Raw genomic sequence first — 15,559 nt, forward strand, 5'->3', positions numbered from 1 at the left:
CGTGATGACGACGAGCAGTGCGACCGAAACCCCCCGACCCGCCGCGATGCCGAAGCGCGTTGCCACGCCCCGCCTGCGCACACGGCGCCGCGCCCACACCCCGGGCCGCCCCCGGCGCAGCGTCCTGCTGACCGCGGTCACCGGCGTGGTCCTCGTCTACAGCCTGCTGCCGCTGGTCTGGCTGGTCATCAGCGCCACCAAGTCGCAGACAGGACTGGCCCGTTCGTTCGGTCTCTGGTTCGACGGGGACTTCGCCCTCTGGGACAACCTCAGTCAGACCTTCACCTACCAGGACGGGGTCTTCGGCCGCTGGCTCCTCAATACCCTCCTGTACGTCGTCGTCGGCGCGGGCGGCGCCACCTTCCTGGCGGTACTCGGCGGCTACGCGCTCGCCAAGTTCCAGTTCCCCGGCAAACGCGCCGTGTTCGCCGTCGTCATCGGCGCCGTCGCCGTACCGACCACCGCACTCGCCGTCCCGACCTTCCTGCTGTTCAGCAAGATCGGCCTGACGGACACCCCGTGGGCGGTGATCATCCCCTCGCTGATCTCGCCGTTCGGCCTCTACCTGATGTGGGTGTTCGCCACCGAGGCGGTGCCCGTCGAACTGATGGAGGCGGCCCGCATCGACGGAGCGAGCGAACTGCGCACCTTCTTCCAGGTCGCGCTGCCGCTGCTCGCCCCGGGCACCGTCACCGTGCTCCTCTTCACCACGGTCGCGACCTGGAACAACTACTTCCTGCCGCTGATCATGCTGAAGGACCCCGACTGGTACCCGCTGACCCTCGGCCTGGACGCCTGGAACAAACAGGCCGCCACCGCCGGCGGCGAGGCCGTCTTCAACCTGGTCGTCACCGGCTCACTGCTCACCATCGTGCCGCTGATCGCCGCGTTCCTGCTGCTCCAGAAGTACTGGCAGTCCGGCCTCGCCGCCGGAAGCGTCAAGGAATAGCCCGGGGCGTCGCACGCGTGCACCGGCCCTCTCGCACGGTCCGCCCACACCCCCTTGAACTCATCTCCGCACGTCATCTCGAACTCACTGTCCGCACGTCATGTCGAACCACGAGGAAGTGGAAATACCGCCATGTCCCAGCACTCCCGCCGCCTGTTGCGCGGCCTCGGTCTCGTCTGCGCCCTGGCCCTGGGGGCGACCGCCTGCGGTGGCTCCGACGACGACTCCGGCCAGAAGCAGGTGGGTTCGTCCGACATCCAGGCCGCGCTGCAGAAGGGCGGCACCGTCACGGTGTGGGCCTGGGAGCCCACCCTGAAGCAGGTCGCCGAGGACTTCGAGAAGAAGTACCCGAAGGTCGACATCAAGCTGGTCAACGCGGGCACCAACAACGACGAGTACAAGGCGCTGTCGAACGCCATCTCGGCGAAGAAGGGCGTCCCCGACGTCGCCCAGCTGGAGTACTACGCGCTCGGCCAGTACGCCCTGACGAAGGAGGTCGCCGACCTCAAGGCGTACGGCGCCGACAAGCTGGCGGGCTCGTACTCGCCCGGCCCCTGGAACTCGGTGACGACCGGCGGCGGTGTGTGGGGCCTGCCGATGGACTCCGGCCCGATGGCGCTCTTCTACAACAAGAAGGTCTTCGACACGTACAAGATCGCGGTGCCGACGACCTGGGACGAGTACGTCGAGGCCGCCCGCACCCTGCACAAGGCGAACCCGAAGGCGTATATCACCAGCGACCTCGGCGACGCGGGTCTGACCACCAGCCTTCTCTGGCAGGCCGGTTCGCACCCGTACAAGGTCGACGGCACGAAGGTCGGCATCGACTTCACCGACGCGGGCGCCGTCAAATACACCGACACCTGGCAGAAGCTGATCGACGAGAAGCTCGTCTCGCCCATCGCCGGCTGGAGCGACGACTGGTACAAGGGCCTGGGCGACGGGACCATCGCGACCCTCCCGATCGGCGCCTGGATGCCCGCCAACTTCGCCTCCGGCGTGAAGGACGCCGCCGGTGACTGGCGCGTCGCCCCGCTGCCGCAGTGGGAGAAGGGCGCGAACGCCAGCGCCGAGAACGGCGGCAGCTCGCTCGCCCTGCCCACGCAGGGCGAGAACAAGGAACTCGCCTACGCCTTCGTGGAGTACGCCAACTCCGGCGCGGGCGTGAAGACCCGCATCGCCAACGGTGCGTTCCCGGCGACCACCGCCGACCTGAACTCCAAGGAGTTCCAGGACACCGCGTTCCCGTACTTCGGCGGCCAGAAGGCCAACGAGATCTTCGCCGCCTCCGCGAAGAGCGTGCCCAGCGGCTGGAGCTACCTGCCGTACCAGGTCTACTCCAACTCCATCTTCAACGACACCGTCGGCAAGGCGTACATCTCCTCGACCAAGCTGTCGGACGGGCTGAAGTCGTGGCAGGACAAGTCGCTCGCCTACGGCAGCGAGCAGGGCTTCACCGTCGAGAAGTAGCACCCGAGGCCGACCACGTCACCTCCTCTCAACCCCGGCCTGTGGAAGGACGCGCATGACCTCCCCCCGCATCTCCCGTTTCCCGTACGCGAAGGGCCCCGACGGCAGCAGTCGGCTCAGTTACGGCGCCGACTACAACCCCGAGCAGTGGCCGCGGGAGGTGTGGGAGGAGGACGTCCGGCTGATGCGCGAGGCCGGCGTGAACGTCGTCTCGCTGGCGATCTTCTCCTGGGCCCGGCTCCAACCCGCCCAGGACAGCTGGGACTTCGGCTGGCTCGACGAGGTCATGGACCTGCTGCACGCCGGTGGCATCGGGGTCGATCTCGCCACCGCCACCGCCTCCCCGCCGCCGTGGCTGACCACCGCGCACCCCGAGATCCTCCCGGTCACCGCCACCGGCGAGACCGTGTGGCCCGGAGCGCGACAGCACTGGCGCCCCACCTCGCCGGTCTTCCGCAGCCACGCGCTGCGCCTCGTACGGGAGATGGCGACCCGCTACGCCGACCACCCGGCCCTCGTCGCCTGGCACGTCAGCAACGAGCTGGGCTGCCACAACGTCTACGACTACTCCGACGACGCGGCCCGCGCCTTCCGCGCCTGGCTCCGCCGCCGCTACACCACGCTCGACAGCCTCAACCACGCCTGGGGCACCCACTTCTGGTCCCAGCGCTACAGCGACTGGGAGCAGATCCTGCCGCCGCGCTTGGCGGCCTCTCACCCCAATCCGACCCAGCAGCTCGACTTCAAGCGGTTCTCCTCGGACGCCCTGAAGGAGTACCTGCTCGCCGAGCGCGAGATCCTGAGCGAGATCACCCCCGACACCCCCGTCACCAGCAACTTCATGGTGATGAGCGGGATGAAGGGCATGGACTACGCCGACTGGGCCGACGCGGTCGACTTCGTCTCCAACGACCACTACGCCACCACCGGGCCCCGTAGCCGCGACGAACTCTCCTTCTGCGCCAACCTCACCAGCGGAATCGCGGCCCACCGGCCGTGGTTCCTGATGGAGCACTCCACCAGCGCGGTCAACTGGCAGCCCATCAACCTGCCAAAAAAGCCGGGTGAGTTGGCGCGCGACTCACTGCTGCACGTCGCCCACGGCGCCGACGCCGTCTGCTTCTTCCAGTGGCGCCAGTCCGCGGCCGGAGCCGAGAAGTACCACTCGGCGATGGTTCCGCACGCCGGATCCGACAGCCAACTCTTTCGGGATGTAGTGGAGTTGGGGCGTACCTTGGAGGCGCTGGCGCCCCTCGCCGGGAGCGAGCGCGAACCCGCTCGGGTGGCCATCCTCTTCGACTGGGACTCCTGGTGGGCCAGTGAGCAGGACTCGCACCCCACCTCCCTCCTCGACTACCACCGCGAGGCGCTCGACTGGTACTCCGCACTGCTGAGCCTCGGCGTCCGCGCCGACGTCGTACCCGCCCACCGCACCGATCTCGCCCCGTACGACGTCGTGATCGCACCGGTCCTGCACGTCGTACCGCAGCCCCTCGCCAAGGAGCTCACCCGCTACGTCGAAGGCGGCGGCCACCTCGTCACCACCTACTTCTCCGGCGTCGTCGACGAGAACGACCACATCTGGCTCGGCGGCCACCCCGGCGCCCTGCGTGACCTGCTCGGCATCCGCATCGAGGAATTCGGCCCGCTGCTCGACGGGGACACGGTCGACGTGGACCTCGACGGTGCTCTCGGCCCGGACGGCGCCCCCGTACCCGGTGCCGGTGACCCCGTATCCGGTGCGGGCCACGCCGTGACCGGCACTCTGTGGACCGACCGGATCGACGTCACCGGCCCCGACGTGGAGACCCTCGCCCGCTACCGCAGCGGAACGTACGCCGGCCGCCCGGCCGTCACGCGCCGCCGCCCCGCGGACAGGGGATCGGCGACGTACGTCTCCACCCGTCTGGGCATCGACGGCCTCGCCGCACTGCTTCCCCGGCTGCTCGCCCCGGCCGGGGTGACCGGCGAACTGCCCGAGCCGGCACGAGGAACGGTCGAGCAGGTCGTACGACGCGACAGCTCCGCCCGCTACGTCTTCCTGGTCAACCACGGCGACGCGCCCGTCCCCCTGCCCGGGGTGACCGGCGAGGTGCTCGTGGGGCCGCCGGCCGGCGCGGAGTTCGTCCTGCGGCCCCGGGAGGTCGCCGTACTGCGGCAGCCCACGACGCCGGGCGAGGCGCCGGAGGGGCACCGGGCGCCCTGACACGCCCCCGAATCCAGGGCGGGCAGCCCGAAGACCGATCGTGATGTCAGCCTCCTGTGGCATGGTCTGGAGGGTGCCCGCCCCCGCCCTGGACTTCGAGTTCGCCCGTGGCAGCCTCGCGCGCGCGGCTGCCGGCACGACTGATCTGCGTGGACTCGCCGCTGCCGCACCGGAGGAACAGGCCCTCGCCTTCGCCCGTACGATCCTGCGGAACCCGACCGTCAGTGCGGTGCTGGAGCGGCTCGCGACTCTCGACCTCCCGCCCTGGTATCTGACAGCGGGATCGCTGTTTCAGACGGTCTGGAACGCAGCTGTCGGTCGCGCGGACCTCAACCACGGCGTCAGGGATCACGACCTGTTCTTCTACGACGACACCGATCTGTCGTACGAGGCGGAAGACCTCGTGACCAGGCGATGTCTGAAAGCCTGCGAGGACCTCGGCGTCGAGTTGGAGCCGCGCAACCAGGCACGCGTACACCTCTGGTACGGGTCGAAGTTCGGCAAGGAGATCGCCCCGTACGCGAGCCTCGACGAGGCGATCGGCTCCTTAGCCGCGACCTGCTGTTGCGTCGCCGTGAACCTGGACGAGGACGGCCTGCTCCACGTCCACAGCACCTACGGCTTCGCCGACCTGTTCAACCTGGTACTGCGCCCGAACCCGACCACGGAAGCGCCCCGCCAGGTGTACGAGGCCAAGGCCGAGCGGTGGACGGCGCTGTGGCCGGAACTGACGAAGCTGCCCTGGCCGCAGGGCTCGGACGCCGCCTGACACCCGTCGGTTCAGGGCGTGCCGGAGACCAGCCCGACCCGGTAGGCGAGGACGACCGCCTGAACCCGGTCGCGCAGGGCGAGCTTGGCCAGGATCCGCGAGACATAGGTCTTCACCGTCTCGGGGGTGATGTACAGCGCCGCCGCTATCTCCGCGTTGGACAACCCCTCGGCCATCTGCCGGAGCACCTCCAGTTCGCGGGGCGTCAGCGCGCGTACGACGTCCTGGCGGGCCGGCCGGGCGGTGTCGGCGGGGCGCAGGTGCTCGGCGTAATGGCCGATGAGATGCCGGGTGACGGCGGGGGCCAGCAGTGCCTCGCCGCGGGCAACGGTCCGGATGCCGTTGACCAGTTCCGCGGGCGGCGCGTCCTTGAGGAGGAAGCCGCTGGCGCCGGCGCGCAGTGCGTCGTAGACATGGGCGTCGACGTTGAACGTGGTGACGACCAGTACCTTCGGCGGGCCTTTGGGGCCGAGGCCGGAGCCGGAGCCGGATCCTGGAACGGAGTCGGAGTCGGAGTCGGGGACGGAGTCGGAGCCGGGGACGGAGTCGGGTCCGGCGAGTTGGCGGGTCGCCTCGATGCCGTCGAGCAGGGGCATCCGGATGTCCATCACCACCACGTCGGGGCGTAGCCGCCGCGCGGCCTCCACCGCCGCGTGTCCGTTCTCGGCCTCGCCGACGACCTCGATGTCGGGCTGGGCCGAGAAGATGGTGACATAGCCGGTCCGCACCAGTTCCTGGTCGTCGCAGACGAGCACGCGGATCGGCGGGGGCGCATCGCTCACAGGGCTGCTCCGGTCAGTCTCGGACGGGCTCGGGCTCGGGCTCGGGTTCGTGCCCGGGTTCGCGCCCGGGTTCGGCTTCGGGCTCGGGCTCGGGCACGGAGGGAATCGTGGCACGGACCTCGAATCCGCCCTCCGGCCGGGGTCCGGCCTCCAGTTCACCGTCGAGCATGTGTACCCGGGCCCGCAGCCCGGCCAGCCCTCGTCCGCCCCCGGGGCCCGGCTCACGGGGGGCCGGTGCGGCGGCCGGTGCGGCGGTGCGGACGGGGCCGTCGGTGGTCACCCCGATCTCGACGTGCGCCTCGCCGTGCCGGACCAGGACCCGTGTCGGCTGCCCGGCCGCGTACTTCATCGCGTTGGTGAGCGCTTCCTGCACCACCCGGTACGCGGCCAGCTCCACGTCCACGTTCCGGGGCCGCCGCTCACCCCGCTCGCTGAACTCCACCGGCTGACCCGACCTGCGGGCCTGCTCGACCAGGTCCTCCACCCGGCCGAGGGCGGGGCCCCGGTTACCGTACGAGGAGCCCTTCCGGCCGGGGCCGCCTACCGTGCGGCCCGCCGTCGCTGACCCGGCGGTCGCTGATCCGACGGTCGCTGATCCGGTGGTCGCGGACTCGCCGGTTGCCTCCAACACGCCCAACAGGTAACGCAGTTCGGTCAGGGCCCGGCGCCCGGTGTCGCTGACGGAGGCCATTCCCGTGGTGGCCCGTTCCGGCGCCGACGCGATCAGGAACTGCGCCGCGTCCGCCTGCACCACCATGGCTGTCACATGGTGGGTGACCACGTCGTGGAGTTCCCGGGCGATCCGCGCCCGCTCGGCGGCCGTCGCCACCTCGCCGGCCAGCCGCCGCCGTTCCGCCTCCTCCGCGCGCCGCCTGCGTACACCGCTCCCCACCAGCCACACCACGACCAGCACCAGGTAGAACGCGAGATAGTCCGTCACGTCCCCCGGGGAGCCGAGCCGGTGCAGACCGACGGTCAGCGCCGCGTACCCCGCGCTCGCCACGCCCGCCGAGCCGCGACGGAAGCGGACCAGGTGGGCTCCGGCCGAGTACAGCGCCAGATACAGGCCCATGCTGGCGAACGTCGTCGCGAAACCCAGGGCCTGGTGCAGGGCGCACGCGGCGGCGACGACCGCAAGACAGCTTGCGGGCAGGCGGCGACGGGCCGCCAGCGGCAGGGTCTGGGCCAGGATCAGTGCAAAACCCAGCGCGTTCGCCGGCCTTTCGGGCAGATCGCCGATCTGCGCCCCGATGCCCGAGAGGGTCGGTACGAAGGCCAGCAGAGCGAGCGCCAGGGCGAGGGCGCCGTCCTTGAGGAAGGCGTCCTGCTCCTTCCACCGCGCGAGTGGTCTCCTCAACCAGCGCGCATGCAAACGTATCTGACGGAGTATCACTTATGTCCCTCCCTCTCCTCGGTCGGTGTATCCGAAGAGTCGATTCCACTCAATGCCGGCCGGAACGGCGGGGCCGCAGGCCACCGCGACGGCCGGCGAGGACGAGCATCGGAACGGTGAGCAGCACACTGATGAGGATGGGCACGATCGACGTCTCCAGACCGAATGCGCCGCCGTTGAGCAGGGCGGAGCCGTGGGTGTCGACCGTGAACAGGCCCTCGGGAGTCTGCCCGGAGACCGGGATGCCGAGCAGCTGCTCGGCGGTGTTCCAGGCGAAGTGCAGCCCCGCGACGAACCAGATGCTACGCCGCCACAGGAACGCGGCCCCGAGCATCACACCCGCCTCCACAGCGATGGCGAACGCACTCCACGCGCTCGCTCCAGGAGCACCGAGGTGGGCGACACCGAAGAACAGCCCGGTGATCACGAGGGCAACCCGGCTGCCCCACCGCTGCTCCAAGGCCTGGAGGGCGAATCCGCGGAACATCAGCTCCTCGGTGACCGCGGCACCGGTCTGCACCATCGCCGCGGACAGGGTGACGAAGAAGAAGCCGTTGCCCGCCCACGAGAACGAGTAGCCCCCGAACGCCGCGATCAGGAGGGTGGAGACCAGGACGAAGCCCAGCCCGAGCGCGCCGCCGCGCAGCGCCTCCCTGCCGGCCCCCTTCCGGGCGACCTCGGGCACGGAGCGTCCCGCGACCCGGCGCATCACCACCCCGTACACGGCGATCGCGGCGACCGCGCCCAGGGCCGGCACCGGACCGGGGCCGGTCGCGGTCAGCGCCGAGACCACGCCGACACCCGCCATGCCCGTCAGCATCCAGCCGAGCGGAGAGCGGACGACCCGGCCGAGACGGCCACCCCGGCCGCCACCGTCCTCGTCCGGACGGGAACCTGCGTCGTTGTGCTGTGCGGCGGACGGTGTGCTCATCGTGACCTCCCTGGGGCGACGGTCGCTCCGACGGCGACCGTTCTGACGACCACGCTAGAAATCCGCCGGCTCGCGCGAATCACCCGAGCAGGGACGGTCCGGGTAGCTCTCACGGGGGATGCGCCGCGGCCGTCGGCCGGATCCGGTCATGGCAAGATCTTTCCGGACCGCCAAATCGGCGGCCAGGGGGAGGACTTGCATGTCGATCGACGCCGGCGATTTCGCGGCCCGGCTGAAGGCCGCGCAGAACGATCCGAACCGCGAGGAGCGGCTACGGCAGGACCGCGCGAGGCGGCGCCGCAAGGTCGGGCTGTGGGCGGGGGCGGGGGTGGTCCTGGCCGGTGGGTTCGCTTTCTGGCTGTCCGACGTCATGGGCGGTGAGCGGCCCGCGAACGAACCGTTCGCCGCGGGGGCCCTCGATGAGGCGCTGTGGCCCGATGCCTGGCCCCTCACCACGGCCATACCGTTCCGGGGCTCCCCAGCGGCGTTGTGGGACCGCTCCGATGTGCCGGGCAGCATGCCACCGCCCACGGCCCGCCCGGTCGGCAAGCTCAGCGAGGAAGAGGTGACCGAAGGCCTGACCGCAGTGGGCGACTTCGTGCGAGAGGCCAACACCTCCGCGGAAGGCACGGCCGGCGAGCGCCCCGAGAGTGCTCTCACGCTCCTCGCACCCGACGATCCCGCCCGGCGTGATCTGGAGGCCGCCCTCGCCCACCCGGCGCAGGACCGCAGCCCGTTGGAGACCTTCACTCGCTTCGATCCCGCTGAAGTCGTCGTCCTGGACGACACCAGGGTCAAGGGCTCGATGACGTACGAGGCCACGCCGGACGGGGACCTTCTGGTGCACGCCGACTACACCTTCGTCTACGCCGTCACGAAGACCGAGGGCGGCTGGGAAGTCCGCCCCTACCGTGAGGAAGTGGCCCGGGTGGTCGTACGGCGCCGACTGAGCGCGACGGTGCGGGAAGGGAAGCTCGTGCTGGGCCCCTCCACGTATGTGATCGGCAACGATGCCTGTCCCACGCGGGGTGACGGCTTCATCCACCCGCTCTTCTCCAAGGAGGCGGCCAAAGTGAAGGACGCGAAGCGGTTCGACCCCTACGCGCCCGGAACCCCCCTCGCCACCGCACCGGCCGGAACCTGCCTCACGCCCAGCCGGACGTGAGGACTCTTCCCGCACGTGAGGACTCTTCCTGCACCTGACGGCGGTCCTTGCGCCGGGCGACTCTTCCTGCGCCGGACGGCGGTTCCTGCACTTGACTGCGGTCCTTGCACCGGACGCGGCAGGCTGCCTCGTGCGCCTGCGGCTGCGAGCTCGCTGCGGACGGTCGCTCCGCGTCGTCCCCTGCGGTGGTGGGACGTCGGGCGTTCGTGGGTTCGTCATCGCCCGGCACCGACGCCCTGAGCGGCTACCCACGCGATCCGAGGGCCGGATGGCCGTGCTCCGTAAGCCGGACAGCCGGAGCGCCAAGTCCCGGCGGAGCCCGTACAGATTGAAGATCGGCTCGCCTGCTTGTCTCTGTTACCACGCCTGACCTGAGACGTCAGGAGGGAACTCCGGGTTCACCTCCACTCGCGCGGAGAGGACGCCCGGTATTACGCCGTAATACCGGACCGCACCGGTTCACCTCCGCTCGCGTGGAGAGGACATGGCGAGCAGGCAGACGTGCCAGTAGTGGTTCGGTTCACCTCCGCTCGCGCGGAGAAGACCGCAGGAAGGCAACTCAAGTTGGACCGGGCTACGGTTCACCTCCGCTCGCGCGGAGAAGACAACAGGGTGACCGTGTCGGGCAGCCGCCCGGACGGTTCACCTCCGCTCGCGCGGAGAAGACCAGCCCCTCACTCTCGCCGAGTGGACCATGAACGGTTCACCTCCGCTCGCGCGGAGAAGACAAGGACTGGGTTTTCGTGGTCGGCGGAAATGCCGGTTCACCTCCGCTCGCGCGGAGAAGACGGCGACCCCGACGCCGACCGCAATGCCCAGCACGGTTCACCTCCGCTCGCGCGGAGAGGACGCCGATCAGCCCCCCGAGCGATTCCAGCGTGACGGTTCACCTCCGCTCGCGCGGAGAGGACGGAGGCCGCACCCCCATGACCACCCCCACGGGCGGTTCACCTCCGCTCGCGCGGAGAGGACTTCGCTTCGCCTTCCTGGACTTCCGGCGTCAACGGTTCACCTCCGCTCGCGCGGAGAGGACACCATGCGCGTCCTCGTCACCGGAAGCTCAGGCGGTTCACCTCCGCTCGCGCGGAGAGGACCGCGCGTCGCCCTTCAACGCCGCGGCGTGCTTCGGTTCACCTCCGCTCGCGCGGAGAGGACTCCGGGCTGGCAGGCGCCTTCAGCTCGTCAGCCGGTTCACCTCCGCTCGCGCGGAGAAGACTCCGGGTCGGGCAGCACCTCGACGTCCTGCCACGGTTCACCTCCGCTCGCGCGGAGAAGACGCCAACGAGGTCCTCGTACGCGGCGTGCGAGGCGGTTCACCTCCGCTCGCGCGGAGAAGACGATCTGGCTGATGCCGGGGAGCCAGGTGAAGCCGGTTCACCTCCGCTCGCGCGGAGAAGACTCGGGAAGTGGGGGTTGGTTGGGTCAGGCGGTCGGTTCACCTCCGCTCGCGCGGAGAAGACCCCGTCCGGGTCCGGCACCGTGCCGAGCGTCGCGGTTCACCTCCGCTCGCGCGGAGAAGACGCCAGGCTCCCGGCGACGTTCTCCCCGAGCTGCGGTTCACCTCCGCTCGCGCGGAGAAGACGTGCGGCAACCCACCAGCAGCGGCGCCTCTTCCGGTTCACCTCCGCTCGCGCGGAGAAGACGGCGGTCGCCCTCTCCTCCGCCTCGGCGAGCACGGTTCACCTCCGCTCGCGCGGAGAAGACGCGCGCGGTGGTCACTGGGTGCCTCCGGTGAGCGGTTCACCTCCGCTCGCGCGGAGAAGACCCTTTTTGACCTGCGACGTTAGAGGGGGTTTGCCATTTCTTGACTTTCTCTGCGGAAGGCGATGAGGGTGAGCCCGTCGAAGTCGACGGGCTCGCGGCGGCGGGTGCCCGCTGTTCTGAGTTGGAAGCCTTGTTCGTTGTCGGCGGGGTGGGCCAGGACGGCGATGCCGTCGTGGGTGCTGGCGGCGACGGCGTCCCAGAGCTCGTCGCGGACTTTGGCGGAGACGGTGCCGACGTAGAGCTCGGGGGTGACTTCGAGGAGCCAGCGGGTGAGGGCGCCGCGCAGGTGGTCGGGGACGGCGGTGGCCGTGATGACGATCATCGAGGACATCGGCGGCCGCGCCTTTCCGGTGTGCGTGCGCGGGTGCGGGTGCGGGTCACAGTTGCTTCCCGTGGTTGATGCCGGCGGGGACGGAGCCGACGACGGGGTCCCACAGGTCGACGAGCTGCTCCTCGGGGTCGGGGCATTCGTAGGTGTGGGTGGGGTCGAGGAGCTGCTGGATGTCGGTGACGATGCGGGGGAGGAGCTGGAAGAGGCGTAGTTCGTGGCGGAAGGAGCGGCGTGCTTCGGCTTCGGCGTTGGTGGAGGCGTGGAGGGAGAAGGCGAGGGGGATGGTGAGTTCGGCTTTGTAGAGGTCGGCGATGTCGTAGACGAACGCCTGTTGGTTGCCGTTGTGGACGAAGCCGAGGGCGGGGGAGCAGCCGAGGGCGGTGATGGCTGCGTGGACGATGCCGTAGAGGCAGGTGTTGGCGGATGACAGAGCGAGGTTGACGGGGTCCTGGCTGTCCCAGGAGTCGGGGTCGTAGGAGCGGCGGAAGCGGCCGATCTTGTACTGGCGGGCGAGGAGTTGGTAGAGGGTTTTGACGCGTTGGCCTTCCATGCCGCGGAGTTTGTCGAGGTTGGTGCCCTCGGTCGCGGTGCCGTCGCCGAAGCGGAGTTCGTACATGGCCTGGGCGATGGCGAGGCGGCGGGCGTCGTCGGTCCAGGCGCGGGTCTGGCGTTCGAGCCAGAGGGTGGTGAGGGATTCGGGGACGGCCGCGGAGTAGCAGCGCACCCCTCCTGAGCCGGTGGTGACGACGGTGGTGCCGTTTCTGGCGAAGGTGGCCAGCGCGCGTGCGGTGATGGAGGTGCCGGGGCCGAGCAGGACGCAGGAGAGGGCGGCGGTGGGGAGGTAGACGGTGTCGGTGCCGTGCTGCTCGCTGGTGACCTCGGCGCAGACCCCGGTGTCGTCCTGGTGGATGCGGACGATGTCGAGGTAGAGGAAGGACAGGGAGTCGGCGACGCGCGGGAGCATGGCGACGGTGGGCGCGGCGAGTTTGCGCCGGGCGTTGGCCCCCGTGAGCGGTTTGGAGGCGGAGCGTGGGGTCACCGGGGCTGCCTCGCGGGGGCGATGCTGAGGAGCCCGCAGCCGTACGACTTGCCGCGCCCGATGCCGCCCAGGATCGCCGCACGGAGCAGGTCGGTGTCGATGATCGCGGCGGTGCCGTCGAACTGGGTACGGGCGTGCCGGATGCGCTGCGGCGTGCGCCCGGTGGGTCGGCGTTCGCCCCGGACGGCGTCCAGGGGCTGGGCGTGGTGGGTGAGGGGTTTGAGGCCGCTCTGGTCGGCCTGGCGCAGCCACCACTCGTCGGCCGCCGTGCCGGTGAGGGCGACGACGGGCGGGAGGTTGTAGAGGGCGCGGGTGGTGGCCCCGGGTTTGCGGACGGGGCTGGCCGCGCACCGGTAGCGGACGGTGAGCCCGGGCCTGATCGCGTCGATCAGCGCGTCTAGGGGGCGGGTGAGGGTGGTGCCGTAACCGGCGGGGAGACGGCCGGTGTCGGGTTCGTGGGCGGACTGGAGGAGCAGGTGCGGCCCGGTGGGGGTGTCCTCGGTACGGAAGAGGACGCCGAACCGGGCGCGGGGATCGGGGCCGGCGTCGGAGGGGAAGAGGCTCATGACACGGCGGTGCATGCCGACGGGGTCGCCGAGGTCGCGCCGGGCGTCGGCGGAGCGGGTGTCGGGGACGAGGCGGGTGAGCCAGAGCGTCATCGCCGGCTCCCTTCAGGGGTGTGGAGCCGGGTCTCGCAGTAGTGGCCCAGGGCATCGAGCTGACGTGCTCCGAGTCCGGCGAACTGGGCGGGCGGCAGCAGCAGGGTGCGCCGGTAGAGCGGCCGGGCACGGTAGCCGCGGCGGCTCGGGTGGTAGCTGACGGGCTGGTCGTTGAGCTCCGAGGAGGGGCGGGTGCCGTCCTCGTGGGTGGTACTGACCATGTGGGCCGGGGCGGGCAGACGGGTCAGGGGGCGGTCGGCGAGGAACTCCACCGCCACGCCCTCCTGTTCCTGATCCTGTTCTTGGTTCCGGTTCCGGGTGGGGCGGGCCGCGAGCGGCAGGTGGATGAGGTGGTGCAGGGCGTCGTCGCTCTGCCCGATCAGTACGGGGCCCTCGGGCGGGCAGGAGCGGCGCCCGAGGTGCAGGGACCACCGGGGGGAGCGCAGGGCCTGCGCGCACCGGTCGAGGAGTGTGCGGTTCTCGGCGGTTGCCCGGGGGGTGGTGAGGGCGACGGTGAAGGCGGCGTCGGCGAGGTAGAAGCGGTGGGTGAGGAGCGTGGCGGTGTCTCCTGAGCGCTTCTTGCCCTCGGCGGTGGTCACCGTCTCCTTTCCGGAGAGACCGCCGCCCACGGTGTGCAGATCGCGCAGCAGCACTCCGGGCCGGTCGGTGCGCACGGTGAGCCCGAGCGTGGTGAGGTCGTCGATGGGCTGGTCGCGGTGGCGACCGAGGGCGGCGGCGAGCATGCCGAGGACACCGGAGCGGGTGGGGAAGGCGGCGGTATCGCGTTCGTTGAAGTGGGAGTGCAGGCCCCAGGACTGCAGGGGCCCGGTCAGACGGAGCAGAAGGCCGGGCTCCGGATCGGGGAGCGAGGTGGTGATCATGCCGCGTCTCCGGCAGGGACGGCGAGCGCGCTGTCGAGGGCGGCGTCGATGAGGGCGTCGAAGCCGGTGTGGTGGGTGCCGAGTGCGTCGAGGTCCTTGGCGTCGACGCCGGCCCAGCCGGAGGTGAGGATGCCGGTGGTGCCGATGAGCCGGTTCGCGGCTGCGGCGTAGTCGGACAGGGTGGCGCGGGAGGGGGCGGAGAAACCGCCCTGCCCGGCCGCGGCGACGGGGCTTTCGAACGCGGCGGCGTAGGACAGCGGCCGGTCGGCACGTACGGAGACGTGGACGAGGTCGGGGATGGTGTGGGGCGCGGTTGAGTTCTTCTTCGCCTGGGGCAGGGAGAGGATGAACGCGCTGAGGAACGCGGCGGTGAGTTCGCGGAGTTCCGCGGGCTCGTCGCCGATGTTGCGGGCGAGGTCGCGCAGGTCGATGGTGGCGTACCGGTAGAAGGTGCCGGCGCTGAACTCGGTGTGGCCCATGTGGCCGCTGCCGGTCTGGTCGTTCCAGGTCGAGGTGACGTCGTCGACGGCGGAGAAGTAGTCGAGTTCGACGTCGGTTTCGTGTGTGGTCAGCGCGTGGGCGACCTGGACGGCGCCGTCTACACCGGCGTTGTCGACCTCGGCGAGCATGCGGCCGAAGAGGTTGATGACCCCGTTGCGGGAACGCAGGATGGCCTCGACCCGATCGGCGGGCAGGACGCTCTTGTCGGCGGGCTTCTTGATGTCCTTCGCCGCTTCCAGCGCCTCGCGGTGCTTCTCGGCCAGGTCGGCGAGTTCGGCCACCGCGGTCTCGGGGACGTAGACCATCGCGTTGGTGAGGACCTTGTTGGGGACGGTCTGCTTGAGGTCCTTCGGGTCCTTGGCGAGTTCGAACTTGATGCTGCTGGCCGCCGCCGCGTGCGCCCCCGCCTTCTCCGCGAGCGGCTCCGGCCACCCCCGCCCCTCGGCGAGGAGTCGGGTGACGCGCTCGCCGATCCGGCGGGTACGCAGCGCCGCCTGGCCGATGCGGGCCTCGAACTCACCCCGGGCGGCCCGCTTCCAGGACTGGCTGCTGACCCGGGTCCGCAGCACGTTGCCGTACTGGACCGTCTTCACGGAATTCGTGTCGTCCCGGTTCAGGTTGGCGAACGGGACGCTCTGGACGATGTGGATGTCGATGAAACGGGCGGCCAGGGCCATGAGGGTGTGACTCCTTCGTACGGATACGTGCGTGGGGTGGGT

Annotated in this window: 13 protein-coding genes and 1 CRISPR repeat array; of the genes, 5 read left to right on the plus strand and 8 right to left on the minus strand. The window is 70.4% G+C overall.

Features of this window, described 5'->3' with window-relative positions; translation table 11 throughout:
- The first annotated feature begins 4 nt into the window (after positions 1-4).
- The 4 genes from OG599_RS28715 (at position 5) to OG599_RS28730 (ending at position 5,394) form a co-directional block, all read left to right on the plus strand.
- Positions 5-949: a carbohydrate ABC transporter permease gene (locus tag OG599_RS28715; RefSeq protein ID WP_327178863.1), complete on the plus strand. Its 945-nt coding sequence runs from the start codon at positions 5-7 to the stop codon at positions 947-949.
- Between the two features lie 132 nt (positions 950-1,081).
- On the plus strand, positions 1,082-2,419 hold the full coding sequence (locus tag OG599_RS28720; RefSeq protein ID WP_327178864.1) for an ABC transporter substrate-binding protein: 1,338 nt from the start codon (positions 1,082-1,084) through the stop codon (positions 2,417-2,419).
- A gap of 55 nt (positions 2,420-2,474) precedes the next feature.
- The gene (locus OG599_RS28725; RefSeq protein ID WP_327178865.1) at positions 2,475-4,625 is read left to right on the plus strand and encodes a beta-galactosidase; all 2,151 of its coding nucleotides are present in this window, start codon (positions 2,475-2,477) and stop codon (positions 4,623-4,625) included.
- 61 nt (positions 4,626-4,686) lie between these two features.
- Positions 4,687-5,394 carry a nucleotidyltransferase family protein gene (locus OG599_RS28730; RefSeq protein ID WP_327178866.1) on the plus strand — a complete coding sequence of 236 codons (708 nt, stop codon included), beginning with the start codon at positions 4,687-4,689 and terminating at the stop codon, positions 5,392-5,394.
- 11 nt (positions 5,395-5,405) lie between these two features.
- Here OG599_RS28730 and OG599_RS28735 read toward each other — a convergent pair whose 3' ends face one another.
- The 3 genes from OG599_RS28735 to OG599_RS28745 form a co-directional block, all read right to left on the minus strand.
- Positions 5,406-6,176, minus strand: coding sequence for a response regulator transcription factor (locus OG599_RS28735; protein WP_327178867.1), 771 nt, complete (start codon positions 6,174-6,176; stop codon positions 5,406-5,408).
- A 13-nt stretch (positions 6,177-6,189) separates the two neighbouring features.
- Entirely contained in the window at positions 6,190-7,533 is a 1,344-nt protein-coding gene (locus OG599_RS28740; RefSeq protein WP_327178868.1) for a sensor histidine kinase, read from the minus strand.
- An 85-nt stretch (positions 7,534-7,618) separates the two neighbouring features.
- Positions 7,619-8,500, minus strand: a complete 882-nt coding sequence (locus OG599_RS28745) for a CPBP family intramembrane glutamic endopeptidase (protein ID WP_327178869.1) — start codon at positions 8,498-8,500, stop codon at positions 7,619-7,621.
- A gap of 199 nt (positions 8,501-8,699) precedes the next feature.
- Between OG599_RS28745 and OG599_RS28750 the strand changes: the two genes are divergently transcribed.
- A complete protein-coding gene (locus tag OG599_RS28750; RefSeq protein WP_327178870.1) occupies positions 8,700-9,665 on the plus strand; it encodes a hypothetical protein in 966 nt (321 codons plus the stop codon).
- Between the two features lie 394 nt (positions 9,666-10,059).
- A CRISPR array of direct repeats spans positions 10,060-11,430; the repeat unit is 29 nt; unit sequence CGGTTCACCTCCGCTCGCGCGGAGAAGAC.
- A gap of 18 nt (positions 11,431-11,448) precedes the next feature.
- On the opposite strand, the gene cas2e is transcribed toward OG599_RS28750, so the two are convergent.
- The 5 genes from cas2e to cas7e form a co-directional block, all read right to left on the minus strand.
- Positions 11,449-11,760 (minus strand): type I-E CRISPR-associated endoribonuclease Cas2e, encoded by a 312-nt coding sequence (gene cas2e / locus OG599_RS28755; protein WP_327178871.1) that lies wholly within the window; start codon positions 11,758-11,760, stop codon positions 11,449-11,451.
- 46 nt (positions 11,761-11,806) lie between these two features.
- Positions 11,807-12,724 carry a type I-E CRISPR-associated endonuclease Cas1e gene (gene cas1e, locus OG599_RS28760; protein ID WP_327180228.1) on the minus strand — a complete coding sequence of 306 codons (918 nt, stop codon included), beginning with the start codon at positions 12,722-12,724 and terminating at the stop codon, positions 11,807-11,809.
- 71 nt (positions 12,725-12,795) lie between these two features.
- Complete coding sequence (gene cas6e / locus OG599_RS28765) at positions 12,796-13,458, minus strand: type I-E CRISPR-associated protein Cas6/Cse3/CasE (RefSeq protein ID WP_327178872.1); 663 nt, start codon at positions 13,456-13,458, stop codon at positions 12,796-12,798.
- Positions 13,455-14,339, minus strand: coding sequence for a type I-E CRISPR-associated protein Cas5/CasD (cas5e, locus tag OG599_RS28770; RefSeq protein ID WP_327178873.1), 885 nt, complete (start codon positions 14,337-14,339; stop codon positions 13,455-13,457). Before cas5e ends, cas6e begins: the two co-directional genes overlap by 4 nt.
- Complete coding sequence (gene cas7e / locus OG599_RS28775; RefSeq protein WP_327178874.1) at positions 14,336-15,517, minus strand: type I-E CRISPR-associated protein Cas7/Cse4/CasC; 1,182 nt, start codon at positions 15,515-15,517, stop codon at positions 14,336-14,338. Before cas7e ends, cas5e begins: the two co-directional genes overlap by 4 nt.
- Between the last annotated feature and the right edge of the window lie 42 nt (positions 15,518-15,559).

Origin of the sequence: Streptomyces sp. NBC_01335, from assembly GCF_035953295.1 — a bacterium.
Lineage (GTDB): Bacteria > Actinomycetota > Actinomycetes > Streptomycetales > Streptomycetaceae > Streptomyces.

Excerpts from the sequence above, each read along its gene's own strand:
- cas6e (WP_327178872.1), bottom strand. The coding sequence starts at position 13,458 with ATGACGCTCTGGCTCACCCGCCTCGTCCCCGACACCCGCTCCGCCGAC.
- cas7e (WP_327178874.1), bottom strand. The coding sequence starts at position 15,517 with ATGGCCCTGGCCGCCCGTTTCATCGACATCCACATCGTCCAGAGCGTC.
- OG599_RS28725 (WP_327178865.1), top strand. The coding sequence starts at position 2,475 with ATGACCTCCCCCCGCATCTCCCGTTTCCCGTACGCGAAGGGCCCCGAC.
- OG599_RS28730 (WP_327178866.1), top strand. The coding sequence starts at position 4,687 with ATGGTCTGGAGGGTGCCCGCCCCCGCCCTGGACTTCGAGTTCGCCCGT.
- cas1e (WP_327180228.1), bottom strand. The coding sequence starts at position 12,724 with ATGCTCCCGCGCGTCGCCGACTCCCTGTCCTTCCTCTACCTCGACATC.
- OG599_RS28745 (WP_327178869.1), bottom strand. The coding sequence starts at position 8,500 with ATGAGCACACCGTCCGCCGCACAGCACAACGACGCAGGTTCCCGTCCG.
- OG599_RS28750 (WP_327178870.1), top strand. The coding sequence starts at position 8,700 with ATGTCGATCGACGCCGGCGATTTCGCGGCCCGGCTGAAGGCCGCGCAG.
- OG599_RS28720 (WP_327178864.1), top strand. The coding sequence starts at position 1,082 with ATGTCCCAGCACTCCCGCCGCCTGTTGCGCGGCCTCGGTCTCGTCTGC.
- OG599_RS28715 (WP_327178863.1), top strand. The coding sequence starts at position 5 with ATGACGACGAGCAGTGCGACCGAAACCCCCCGACCCGCCGCGATGCCG.
- cas2e (WP_327178871.1), bottom strand. The coding sequence starts at position 11,760 with ATGTCCTCGATGATCGTCATCACGGCCACCGCCGTCCCCGACCACCTG.
- cas5e (WP_327178873.1), bottom strand. The coding sequence starts at position 14,339 with ATGATCACCACCTCGCTCCCCGATCCGGAGCCCGGCCTTCTGCTCCGT.